Annotated in this window: 11 protein-coding genes; 9 read left to right on the plus strand and 2 right to left on the minus strand. The window is 70.7% G+C overall.

The features are described 5' to 3' along the window. Positions 1–458: DUF1993 family protein (locus ACLL81_RS03270; RefSeq protein ID WP_411286915.1), on the minus strand; the 458-nt coding region annotated here is incomplete at its 3' end. A 120-nt stretch (positions 459–578) separates the two neighbouring features. Here ACLL81_RS03270 and ACLL81_RS03275 point away from each other — a divergent pair. The 9 genes from ACLL81_RS03275 (at position 579) to rpmG (ending at position 11,761) form a co-directional block, all read left to right on the plus strand. Then, the gene (locus tag ACLL81_RS03275) at positions 579–1,559 is read left to right on the plus strand and encodes an aspartate carbamoyltransferase catalytic subunit (RefSeq protein ID WP_411286916.1); all 981 of its coding nucleotides are present in this window, start codon (positions 579–581) and stop codon (positions 1,557–1,559) included. Further along, positions 1,556–2,848 carry a dihydroorotase gene (gene pyrC / locus ACLL81_RS03280; RefSeq protein WP_411286917.1) on the plus strand — a complete coding sequence of 431 codons (1,293 nt, stop codon included), beginning with the start codon at positions 1,556–1,558 and terminating at the stop codon, positions 2,846–2,848. The genes ACLL81_RS03275 and pyrC overlap by 4 nt, the downstream gene beginning before the upstream one ends. 31 nt (positions 2,849–2,879) lie before the next feature. After that, positions 2,880–3,518 (plus strand): glycerol-3-phosphate 1-O-acyltransferase PlsY, encoded by a 639-nt coding sequence (gene plsY / locus ACLL81_RS03285; protein ID WP_411286918.1) that lies wholly within the window; start codon positions 2,880–2,882, stop codon positions 3,516–3,518. Beyond that, entirely contained in the window at positions 3,515–4,606 is a 1,092-nt protein-coding gene (gene dprA, locus ACLL81_RS03290; protein WP_411286919.1) for a DNA-processing protein DprA, read from the plus strand. Before plsY ends, dprA begins: the two co-directional genes overlap by 4 nt. A gap of 120 nt (positions 4,607–4,726) precedes the next feature. Next, positions 4,727–7,339, plus strand: a complete 2,613-nt coding sequence (gene topA, locus ACLL81_RS03295) for a type I DNA topoisomerase (RefSeq protein WP_411286920.1) — start codon at positions 4,727–4,729, stop codon at positions 7,337–7,339. Between the two features lie 2 nt (positions 7,340–7,341). Further along, positions 7,342–8,151, plus strand: a complete 810-nt coding sequence (locus ACLL81_RS03300; RefSeq protein WP_411286921.1) for an alpha/beta fold hydrolase — start codon at positions 7,342–7,344, stop codon at positions 8,149–8,151. 151 nt (positions 8,152–8,302) lie between these two features. Further along, positions 8,303–10,624 carry a ribonuclease R gene (rnr, locus tag ACLL81_RS03305; RefSeq protein ID WP_411286922.1) on the plus strand — a complete coding sequence of 774 codons (2,322 nt, stop codon included), beginning with the start codon at positions 8,303–8,305 and terminating at the stop codon, positions 10,622–10,624. A gap of 160 nt (positions 10,625–10,784) precedes the next feature. Further along, positions 10,785–11,495, plus strand: a complete 711-nt coding sequence (locus tag ACLL81_RS03310) for an NUDIX hydrolase (protein WP_411286923.1) — start codon at positions 10,785–10,787, stop codon at positions 11,493–11,495. 98 nt (positions 11,496–11,593) lie between these two features. Then, a complete protein-coding gene (gene rpmG / locus ACLL81_RS03315; RefSeq protein ID WP_111458827.1) occupies positions 11,594–11,761 on the plus strand; it encodes a 50S ribosomal protein L33 in 168 nt (55 codons plus the stop codon). 59 nt (positions 11,762–11,820) lie between these two features. On the opposite strand, the gene ACLL81_RS03320 is transcribed toward rpmG, so the two are convergent. Continuing rightward, positions 11,821–12,157 (minus strand): diguanylate cyclase (locus tag ACLL81_RS03320; RefSeq protein WP_411286924.1); only part of this gene is annotated, 337 nt, incomplete at its 5' end.

Below are 12,157 nucleotides of genomic sequence, written 5' to 3' on the forward strand. Positions count from 1 at the left end.
GCCCGCAGGATCGCGTAGGCCATGCTCAGGTGGAAATAGAAGTTCGGCGTGGCGAACCCCGGCAGCCATTGCGCCGTGGGCAAGGTCGGCTCCATCTGGCCGATATTGACCGTCAGCGGCTGGTCGTCGCGCCCCTCGAACTGCTCGGGCTTCAGGCCGGCCAGATAGGTCTTGGCCTCGGCGATGGCCGCCTGCAGCCCGGCGAGGTCGAGGCCTTCGGCCATCCCCGCCGGAATTTCCAGGCCCGCCGCCCGCGCCGGCCACTGCATGGCGAAGTTGCGCACCGTCTGCACCTGGCCTCGCAATGTCATCATGTCCTCGGTCAGGCGCCATTCCAGCATTTCCGCCTCGCTCGATCCGGCGGCCTCGGCGAACTTGGCGCCCTTGGCGAGGAGGTGGCTCATCGTGTCCAGGCCGCGCGAATAGGCGCCGACGAACGCGTACAGGTCTGCCTTCATGGGTATTCCCTCGAATGTCTGTGAGTTCGGCGACGCCGCCCGCGCTCATATGGGCCGCGGCGGCGCTCAAGCAAAGGGGTGCTTCCCTTGCCGCGCGGCGTCCCCTAAGACGGCGCTTTAATGACTACGGCCCCTCCCGGTCTGAACGAGGTCCTCGGCAGGACCTTCCCGTTCCCCCAGCGCCATTTCCTGTCCGCCGTTGATCTGAACGAGGTTGAGGTGTCCAACCTCCTGGACCTCGCCGACGGCTTCGTGGCGCTCAACCGCCAGACCTCGAAGAAGCTCGACCTGCTCAAGGGCAGGACGCTGATGAACCTGTTCTTCGAGAACTCCACCCGCACCCAGAGCTCCTTCGAGCTGGCCGGCAAGCGGCTGGGGGCCGACGTGGTCAACATGAGCCCGCGCTCGTCGTCGATTTCCAAGGGCGAGACCCTGATCGACACGGCGGTGACGCTCAACGCCATGCAGCCGGACCTGCTGGTGGTGCGCCACGGCTCGTCGGGGGCCGCCTCCCTGCTGGCCCAGAAGGTCACCTGCTCGGTGATCAACGCCGGCGACGGCCAGCACGAACACCCCACCCAGGCGCTGCTGGACGCGCTGTCCATGCGCCGCGCCTTCGGCCGCATCGCCGGCCTGAAGGTGGCCATCTGCGGCGACGTCCTGCATTCCCGCGTCGCCCGCTCCAACGTCGCCCTCCTGCAGATGCTGGGCGCCGAGGTCCGGCTGGTGGGGCCGCCCACCCTGATGCCGGCGCAGGCCGACCGCTGGGGCGCCGCGGTCCACCACGACATGCGCGAGGGCATCGCCGGCTGCGACGTGGTGATGATGCTACGCCTGCAGATCGAGCGGATGGATGGGGTCATGGCGCCGTCCCAGCGGGAGTATTTCCGCTTCTTCGGCCTCGACCGCGAGAAGCTGGCCCATGCCGCCGGCCACGTGCGGGTCATGCATCCGGGGCCGATGAACCGCGGCGTGGAGATCGATAGCGACGTGGCCGACGACCTGTCGGTGAGCTTGATCCAGGACCAGGTGGAGATGGGCGTCGCCGCCCGCATGGCGGTGCTGACCTCGCTGGCCGCCCGGCTGGACAACGACCGATGAGCGTCCGCCCCACCGCCTTCACCAACGTCCGCATCGTCGATCCGGCCAGCGGCTACGACGGCCCCGGCGCGGTGATCGTCACCGAGGGCGTTATCGCCGATGTGGCTCGTGGCGGCGGCCTGGGCGCCCTGTCCCCTGACATCCAGGTGATCGACGGCGCCGGCCAGGCGCTGCTGCCCGGCCTGGTCGACATCCGCGTCAAGACCGGCGAGCCGGGGGCGGAGACCAAGGAGACGCTGAAGTCCGCGGCCCTGGCCGCGGCGGCCGGCGGCGTCACCTCCATCGTCCTGCAGCCCGACACCGACCCGGTGATCGACGAAGCCTCGGTAGTGGATTTCATCCTGCGCCGCGCCCGCGACATCAAGCTGGTCAACGTCTATCCCGCCGGCGCCGCCACCAGGGGCGCGGCTGGCCAGCGGATGGCCGAGATCGGGCTGATGGCCGAGGCGGGCTGCCTCTACATCACCGACGCCGACCGGCCGATCGTCGACTCCAGGGTGTTCCGCCGGGTGCTCAGCTACGCCAAGTCCTTCGGCGTGCTGGTGGCCCACCGCCCGGCCGATCCCTGGCTGTCGGCCGGCGCGGCGGCCAGCGAGGGCGAGTTCGCCGGCCGCATGGGCCTGCCCAGCGTCCCGGCCATCGCCGAGAAGATCATGCTGGAGCGCGACCTGGCCCTGGTGGAGCTGACCGGCGCGCGGCTGATCGTCGACCAGGTGACCACCGCCGCGGCCCTGGAGAGCCTGAAGCGTGGCCTCGACCGCGGCCTGCCGGTGGTCGCCACCACCTCCATCAACCACCTGTCGTTCAACGAGATCGACATCGGCGACTACCGCACCTTCTGCAAGGTCGAGCCGCCGCTGCGCAGTGAGGACGACCGTCAGGCGGTGATCGAGGCGGTGGCGTCCGGCCTGATCCAGATAGTCGTCTCGGCGCACGCCCCGGCGCCGGCCGAGGACAAGCGCCTGCCCTACGACGAGGCGGCGCCGGGCGCCGTGGGCCTGCAGACCTTGCTGCCGGCCCTGCTGGCCTTCCACCACGAGGGCCGCATCCCGCTGATCGACCTGATCCGGGCGGTGACCTCGGCCCCCGCCGACCTGCTGGGCCTGGCCGCGGGCCGCATCGCCAAGGGGGCGCCGGCCGATCTGGTGCTTTGCGACCTTTCCGCCCCGGTGATCATCGACGCCGACAAGCTGATCTCGAAATCCAAGAACTCGCCCTTCGACGGCCGCCGGCTGCAGGGTCAGGTGTTGCGCACGCTGGTGGACGGTCGCACGGTCTATCAGGCCTGAGGCAGTCGCCGGCATACAGGGGAGCGTGTTCATGCTTGCAGACCTTGATCCCACCTGGATCGCCGCCGCTCTGATCGGCGGCTACCTGCTGGGCTCGATCCCGTTCGGGGTGCTGGTGATGAAGGCCGCGGGCGCGGGCGATCCGCGGGCCATCGGCTCCGGCAGCATCGGGGCCACCAACGTGCTGCGCAGCGGCCGCAAAGGCCTGGCGGCCCTGACCGTGCTGGGCGACGGCGGCAAGGGCGCCTTGGCGGTGCTGGTCGCCTGGCTGGTCACCCGAGACCGTCCGGCGGAGGCCCAGGCGGTGCTCACCGCCCTGGCCGGCGGCGCGGCCTTCCTGGGGCACCTGTTCCCGGTCTGGCTGGGGTTCAAGGGCGGCAAGGGCGTAGCCACCTTCTTCGGGACCCTGCTGGCCGCCGCCTGGCCGGTGGGGCTGGCGGCGGGGGCCGCCTGGATCCTGATGGCCCTGGTGTTCCGCATCTCCTCCGTGGCCGGTCTCACCGCCGCGGCTCTGGCCCCGGTCTTCGCCCTGCTGCTCGGGCGGCCAACGCCCATCGTTCTGCTGGCCTTGGCCATGGCGGTGCTGATCTACGTCCGCCACCTGCCCAACATCCGCCGCCTGGCGAAGGGCGAGGAGCCCCGCCTGGGCCCCGCCAAGACCGCCCGGTGATCCAGGCCCTCTCGGACGCCCAGCGGCGCGACTGGCTGCGGCTGGCGCGCACCGAGAACGTCGGCCCGGTCACCTTCGACCAGCTGATCGGCCGCTTTGGCGACGCCGGCCGGGCCTTGGCCGCCCTGCCCGACCTGGCCCGGCGCGGCGGGCGCATGGCGGGGCTCAAGGTCGCCACCGACGCGCAGGTCGACCAGGAACTGGCCGACGGCGCGGCGCTTGGCGCGCAACTGATCTGCGCCTGCGAGCCGCAATTCCCGCAGGCGCTGGCCGCCCTCGATCCCCCGCCGCCGCTGATCTGGGCCCGCGGCCGCATCGACCTGCTGGACAAGCCCGCCGTGGCCGTCGTCGGCGCGCGGGTGGCCTCTGCCGCCGGCCAGCGGTTCGCCCGAGGCTTGGCCGCCGAACTCGGTCAGGCGGGGCTGGTGGTGATCTCGGGCCTGGCCCGCGGCATCGACGGCGCGGCGCACGAGGGCGCCCTTCCCACCGGCACGGTGGCGGTGCTGGGCGGCGGGGTGGACGACATCTATCCGGCCGAGCACGCCGGGCTCTATGCGCGGGTCGTCGAAGACGGCTGCGTGGTCTCCGAGAGCGAGCCCGGCCGCGCCGCGGTCGCCCGCGATTTCCCCCGCCGCAACCGGATCATCGCCGGCCTCTCCCGGGCCGTGGTGGTGGTGGAGGCCGAACTGCGCTCCGGCTCGCTGATCACCGCGCGCCTGGCCGCCGAGCAGGGCCGCGAGGTGCTGGCGGTGCCGGGATCGCCGCTGGACCCCCGCGCCAGGGGGACCAACGACCTGATCCGCCAGGGCGCGGCCCTGTGCGAGGGCGCCGAGGACGTGCTGCGGGCCATCGAGGGTCTGCGCGGCTTCCGCGAACCCGAGCGGACCTACCGCGGCGCGCCGGGCCTCGATCCGGACGATGCGCTCCGCGAACGGGTCGCCGCGCTGCTGTCACCGACGCCGGTTTCCCGCGACGAGATCGTCCGCGCCACAGGCGCCCCGGCGCCGGCCGTATTCGCCGCCCTGGTGGAACTTTCCCTGGCCGGACGGGCCGATCTCCTGCCCGGCGGGATGGTGACGCAAGCATGAGCCCCTTAAGGGGCTCGCCAGACGGCGCCGCCAAGGGCCGTTGACAGGGCCCGGGCCCCACCCCCACCTTCCGCCTCTTTTCGCCCCGCCGCGAAGCCTCCGGACCCCCATATCACCTGCATGAACGTCGTCGTCGTCGAGAGCCCGGCCAAGGCCAAGACCATCAACAAGTACCTGGGGTCGGACTACAAGGTCCTGGCGTCCTACGGCCATGTCCGCGACCTGCCGGCCAAGGACGGCTCGGTGCGCCCCGACGACGACTTCGCCATGTCCTGGGACGTGGACGCCAAGGCCGCCAAGCATCTGTCGGCGATCGCCGAGGCCCTGAAGGGCGCCGACACCCTGATCCTGGCCACCGACCCCGACCGCGAGGGCGAGGCGATCTCCTGGCACCTGCTGGAGGTGCTCAACAAGAAGAAGGCCATCAAGGGCGCCACCGTCCAGCGGGTGGTGTTCAACGCCATCACCAAGGCCGCCGTCACCGAGGCCATGCGCAATCCGCGCGCCATCGACATGGAGCTGGTGGACGCCTACCTGGCCCGCCGCGCCCTGGACTATCTGGTGGGCTTCACCCTATCGCCGGTGCTGTGGCGCAAGCTGCCGGGCTCGCGCTCGGCCGGCCGGGTGCAGTCGGTGTGCCTGCGGCTGGTGGTCGACCGCGAGATCGAGATCGAGAAGTTCAACACCCAGGAGTACTGGACGGTGGAAGCCGACGTCTCCGCCGGCGGCGATCCGTTCGTGGCCCGGCTGGCCAGGCACGAGGGCAAGCGGCTCACCAAGTTCGACCTCAACACCGAGGCCACCGCCTTCGCCGCCCGCGCGGCGGTGCAGGCCGCCACCCTGACGATCACGGCCGTGGAGAAGAAGCCCGGCCGCCGCTCCCCTGCCCCGCCCTTCACCACCTCGACCCTGCAGCAGGAGGCCTCGCGCAAGCTCGGCTTCGACGCCAAGCGCACCATGCAGGCCGCCCAGCGCCTCTACGAAGGCATCGACATCGGCGGCGAGACCGTCGGCCTGATCACCTACATGCGCACCGACGGCGTGCAGACCGCGCCCGAGGCCCTGGACGAGGCCCGCGCTGTGATCGGCAATGTCTACGGCCGCGACTATGTGCCGGAGAAGCCGCGCTTCTATTCCACCAAGGCCAAGAACGCCCAGGAAGCCCACGAGGCGATCCGCCCCACCAGCCTGGGGCGCAATCCCGGGTCGCTGCGGCTGGAGGGCGACCTCGGCCGGCTTTACGAACTGATCTGGAAGCGGATGATCGCCTCGCAGATGGAGTCCGCCCGGATCGAGCGCACCACCATCGATCTCGACAGCGCCGACGGCAAGACCGGCCTGCGTGCGTCCGGCCAGGTGATCCTCTTCGACGGCTACCTGAAGGTCTACGAGGAAGGCCGCGACGACGCTGACGACGAGGAGAGCGGCCGCCTGCCCCAGGTGACCCAGGGCGCCGCGGCCCGGGCGCTGGCCGTGCGTACCGACCAGCATTTCACCGAGCCGCCGCCGCGCTATTCCGAAGCCAGCCTGGTCAAGAAGATGGAAGAGCTCGGCATCGGCCGGCCCTCCACCTACGCCTCCGTGCTCAGCGTGCTGCGCGACCGCGCCTACGTCCGCATGGACAAGAACCGGTTCATTCCCGAGGACAAGGGACGCCTGGTCACGGTGTTCCTCGAGGAGTTCTTCCTCAAGTACGTGGAGTACGACTTCACCGCCGACCTGGAGGAGAAGCTCGACCTGGTCTCCGCCGGCGAACTCGACTGGAAGGTGCTGCTGCGGGAGTTCTGGAAGGACTTCCATCCCAAGACCGAGGAGATTCTCGGGCTCACCACCCGCCAGGTCCTGGACGATCTGGACAGCGCGCTCGCCCCCTTCCTCTATCCGCCGAAGGCCGACGGCTCCGACCCGCGCACCTGCCCCACCTGCGGCGAGGGCCGGCTGAGCATGAAGACCAGCCGCTTCGGGCCCTTCGTCGGCTGCTCCAACTATCCGGAGTGCCGCTACACTCGCCCCATCGGCCAGGCCGAGGACGGCGACCAGCCTTCCGGCGACCGCGAACTGGGCGAGGACCCCGACACCGGTCTCGTGGTCTTCCTGAAGTCCGGGCGCTTCGGCCCCTACGTCCAGCTGGGCGAAGGCGACAAGCCCAAGCGCTCCAGCCTGCCCAAGGGCTGGTCGGCGGAGATCATGGACCTGGAGAAGGGCCTCAAGCTCCTGCGCCTGCCGCGCGAAGTGGGCCTGCACCCCGAAGACAGCCAGCCGATCCTGGCCGGCATCGGCAAGTTCGGGCCCTTCGTCCTGCACGCCGGCACCTATGCGAACCTCTCGGGCGCCGAGGAGGTGTTCGACGTGGGCCTGAACCGCGCCGTCGACCTGCTGGCCGAGAAGCGCGCTGGCCGGCGCACGGAATCCTCGGCGCTCAAGGACCTGGGCGCCCACCCGGGCGACGGCGCGCCGGTGCGGGTGCTCTCTGGCCGCTACGGCCCCTACATCAAGCATGGCGCCACCAACGCCAACGTGCCCCGCGGGACCGACCCCCAGGACGTGACCCTGGAGCAGGCCGTGCTGCTGCTGGCCGAGCGCGCGGCCAAGCCCTCCGGCGGCAAGAAGAAGCCTGCCCGGGCCGCAAAGGCCAGCCCGGCGCCCAAGGCCGCAGCCAGGAAGGCCCCGGCCAGGAAAAAGGCCGCCGCGAAGAAGCCCGCGGCCAGGAAGAAGATCCCCGTCGAGGCCTGAGCATGCCCTTCGCCCAGGCCAACGGTCTCGACCTCTACTGCGAGCGGTCCGGCTCGGGGCCGCCCCTGCTGTTCATCTCCGGCACTGGCGGCGACCTGCGCAACAAGCCCAACGTCTTCGACGGGCCCCTCGCCAGGTCCTTCGACCTCTTGGCCTACGACCAGCGTGGCCTGGGCCGGTCGCAGAAGCCCGACGCCGACTACGCCATGGCCGACTACGCCGACGACGCCGCCGGCTTGATGACCGCCCAGGGCCTCGAGAGCGCCCTGGTGGTCGGGGTCTCCTTCGGGGGGATGGTGGCCCAGGAGCTGGCGCTGCGACATCCCCGGCGGGTGAAACGCCTGGCGCTGGTCTGTACGTCGCCCGGCGGCGAAGGCGGCGCCTCCTTCCCGTTCCACGAGATCGGCCACCTGAAGGGCGAGGCCCGCGCCCGCCACCTGATCCCGATCAGCGATACCCGCCGCGACGCGGCCTGGGCCGCCGCCCATCCGGAGCCCTACGCCCAGCTGGTCGCCCTGGGGTCCGCCGACCCCTTCGCCGACGAGCCTGGCCACGCCATGGGCGCGCGCCGCCAGCTTGAGGCCCGCAGTCGCCACGACACCTGGGACCGCCTGCCGCAGATCGCCTGCCCGGTGCTGGTGGCCGGCGGCCGCTACGACGGCATAGCGCTGCCGGAAACCCAGGCGAAGATGGCCGCGCGTATCCCCGGCGCGACGCTGCGGATGTTCGAGGGCGGGCACCTGTTCATCATCCAGGATCGCAACGCCATTCCAGCCATCACCGCCTTCCTGATGGGGGATCCTGCGGCCTGAGGGTGCAATCTGCCATCGCAGCGCCTATATGAGCCTTGCGCCCATTGCGCTGAACATGCCGCGAGACGCGCTGCCGGTCCGCCGGCGCCCAGGTCCGCGAGCCTTTTTTCCCAACTCCAAAGACACCCACGAAAGGTGCTAAGCACCCCCTATGCCAAAGCCGAAACCACCCAGACCGTCCCGCATCCCCAAAGGACTGCCTGACCGCGACACCCTGCTGAAATACATCAAGGACCACGGCGAGACCGACAAGGCCGCCATCGCCACGGCCTTCGCCCTGAAGGGCGAGGAGCGGCGCGCCCTGCGATCCATGCTCCAGACCCTGGAAGCCGAGGGCGCCCTGGGCCGCCGCGGCCGCCGCGGCTTCGCCCAGGCCGGCGCCCTGCCCGAGGTGGGCGTCGTCGACGTGGTCGAGCGCGACACCGACGGCGACCTGATGGTCAAGCTCACCAAGGGCGAGGACGCTCCGCTGGTGCCCCTGGCCCCCGACCGCAAGGCCGAGGCCGGCCAGGCGCCGGGGGTGGGCGACCGCCTGCTGGTGCGCTTCGCCCAACTCGAGACCGGCGAGTTCGAAGCCCGGCTGATCAAGAAACTGGGCCAGAGCGCCCACCGCATCCTCGGCGTGGTCCGCAAATCCCGCCACGAGGTGCGCGTGGAGCCGGTGGACCGCCGCACCAAGGAAAGCCTGCTGCTCACCGATCCCGAGGCCCAGTCCCTGCGCGACGGGGACCTGGTGCTGGCCCAGGTGGGCACGGCGGAGGCCCGCTACGGCCCCAGGCGCGGCAAGCTCCTGGAAGTGGTCGGCCGCGAGGACGAGCCCCGCGCCGCCTCCCTGATCGCCATCCACGCCCACGGCATCCCCACGGGCTTCTCCCAGGCCGCCGAGGCCGAAGCCGAGGCCGCCCAGCCGCCGACCCTGAAGGCCCGCGAGGACCTGCGCGACGTCCCGCTGATCACCATCGACCCGGCCGACGCCCGCGACCACGACGACGCGGTGTACGCCGAACCCGACACCGATCCCGGCAACCCCGGCGGCTGGATCGCCTGGGTGGCCATCGCCGACGTGGCCGCCTACGTGCGCTCGGACTCGGCCCTCGACACCGAGGCCCGCGACAAGGGCAACAGCGTCTACTTCCCCGACCGGGTGGAGCCGATGCTGCCGGAGCGGCTCTCCAACGGCCTCTGCTCCTTGCGTGAAGGCGAGAACCGCGCCTGCCTGGCCGTGCGGATGGTGTTCGGCGCCGACGGCCGCAAGCGGTCGCACACGTTCACCCGTGGCCTCATGCGTTCCGCCGCCAAGCTCTCCTACGAGCAGGCCCAGGCCGCCGCCGACGGCCAACCCGACGACAAGGCCCGGCCCCTGCTGGAGGCCGTCCTGAAGCCCCTGTGGGCCTGCTACGCGACCATGAAGAAGGGCCGCGACATCCGCTCGCCCCTGGCCATCGAGAGCCTGGAGCGCAAGATCGTCATCGATGCTGAGGGCAAGATCGCCTCGATCAACCCGCGCCCCTCCCTGGAGGCGCACAAGTTGATCGAAGAGTTCATGATCCAGGCCAACGTCTGCGCGGCCGAAACCCTGGAGGCCAGGCGCACGCCGCTGATCTACCGGATCCACGACACCCCCAGCCAGGAGAAGGTGCAGGCGCTGGTGGACTTCCTGCAGACCCTGTCGATCCCCTGGACCAAGGGCGAGGCGCCGCGCACCGACCGGTTCAACAAGCTGCTGGCCGACACCCGCGGCACGCCGCACGCCGAGATCGTCAACGAGGTGGTCCTGCGCACCCAGATGCAGGCCAACTACAACACCGACAACATCGGCCACTTCGGGCTGAACCTGGGCCGTTACGCGCACTTCACCTCGCCGATCCGCCGCTACGCCGACCTGATCGTGCACCGCGCCCTGATCCGCGCCCTGGGCCTGGGGGACGACGGCCTCACCGAGCGCGACATCGCCCAGATGAAGGACACCGCCGACCGGATCACCTTCGCCGAGCGCCGGGCCATGGCCGCCGAGCGCGACGCCACCGACCGCTATGTGGCGGCCTTCCTGTCCGACCGGGTGGGCGCGGAGTTCCCCGGCCGGATCACCGGCGTCACCCGGTTTGGCCTGTTCGTGCGGCTTACCGAGACCGGCGCGGACGGCCTGGCGCCGGTCTCCACCCTGGGCGGCGAGTACTTCGTCCACGACGACAAGGCCCATGCCCTGGTGGGCGAGCGCACCGGCGCCCGCTGGCCCCTGGGCATGTCGGTCACCGTCAAGCTCACCGAGGCCACGCCGATCACCGGGGGCCTGCTGTTCCAGATGATCAGCGAGCCTATGGCGGGCGACCCCAACGCGCCGCGTCCGCGCCTGGGCATGCGCGCCCGCAACGACAATCGCCCGGGCGGCGGCGGCCGGCCCGGCGGGTCGCGCGGCGGCCCACGCGGCGGCGGCGCGGGCCGCAAGGGCGGGGGAAAAGGCCGTGGCCGTTGACGCGAGAGCATCTTCCGAAAAGTGTGACGCGGTTTTCGGACGAAAGATGCTCTAAACATTTGAGTTAGAGCCTTTTTGTCCCGTTCAAATGGTCCATTTGAACGGGAAAGGCTCTAGGTGAGGCTTCCCTTGGCGTCAGGGGAAGTCATACAGTTGTTTCATGTCCGAACTTGAAGCCGTGGCCCGCAGGCCCGAGGGCCCGCCACGCATTCCCGGCGCCCGCGCCGTCCGTCCCCGCGGCGCCGCCACCCTGATCATTGTGCGGCAGGACGCGAGTAAGCCCCGCGTCCTGATGGGCAAGCGCCATGGCGGCCACAGCTTCATGCCCAACCTGTGGGTGTTCCCGGGCGGCCGGATCGACCGCTCGGACTACCACGCCCCCCACGCCACCGAGCTTCGGCCCGACGTGGCGGCCACCTTCCAGGCCCACCTGAAGGGCGGCCGCGGCAAGGCCCTGGCCCTGGCCGCCATCCGCGAGACCTGGGAGGAAGCCGGCCTGCTGCTGGCCACCGCCGCCCCGCCGCGCCCCTCCGTGGGCCCCTGGCGCGAGTTCGTGGCCCAAGGCGCCCTGCCCGACCTGGACGCGCTCGACATCGTCGCCCGCGCCATCACCCCGCCGATGGTCGGCAAGCGCTTCGACACCTGGTTTCTGATGGCCGACGCCGAACGGCTGATCAGCCTGGATCGGCAGCCCGACTGCGGCGAGCTGGAAGAGATCGCCTGGGTGGAGTTCGACGAGGCCCTGGCCCTGCCCCTGCCCTCGGTCACCCGCATGATGATCCGCGAGGCGGTGGAGCGGCGCAAGGACCCGGCGCGGCCGAAACCCTTCCTGCGCTTCCGCTCGGGCGCCATGAAGCCGGTGCATCTGTAGAGCCGCATTGACTTTGGCGCGCGGATTCGTATTTTCCGCCGCTCTTTCAAACACCCGCCGGCGGCGAGATTCCGCCTGGCCCCGCCCAAGGACCGACCATGGCGAAGCCCGCCTCAATCAAGATCCGCCTGAACTCCTCGGCGGACACCGGCTTCTTCTACGTGACCAAGAAGAACGCCCGCACCAAGACCGACAAGCTGGTGATGAAGAAGTACGATCCCGTCGTGCGCAAGCACGTGGAATTCCGCGAAGGCAAGATCAAGTAACCCACGTACATCGTTGTTATCGGTAAGAAAACGCCCGGTTTGCCCGGGCGTTTTTCGTGTCAGGCCGCCCGGGCGATGACCCGGTTGCGGCCGCTGGACTTGGCCTCATAGACCGCCTCGTCCGCCCGCTTGAGCAGGGCGTGGGGGCGGTCGGTCTCGCCCAGGCTGACCGCCACCCCGATGCAGATGGTGACGGTGAGCAGTTCCTCGCCGCCGCGCACCCTGAACGGCGAGCCAGCCACGTGCAGGCGGATGCGCTCGGCGATCCGGTGGGCGTCCACCAGCTCGGTGTCGGGCATCACCACCACGAATTCCTCGCCCCCGTGGCGCACCGGCAGGTCGATGGCCCGCACATTCGAGGCCAGCCGCACGGCGAACTCGCGCAGCACCTCGTCG

The sequence above is a fragment of the Phenylobacterium sp. genome, from assembly GCF_046590535.1.
Classification (GTDB): domain Bacteria; phylum Pseudomonadota; class Alphaproteobacteria; order Caulobacterales; family Caulobacteraceae; genus Phenylobacterium.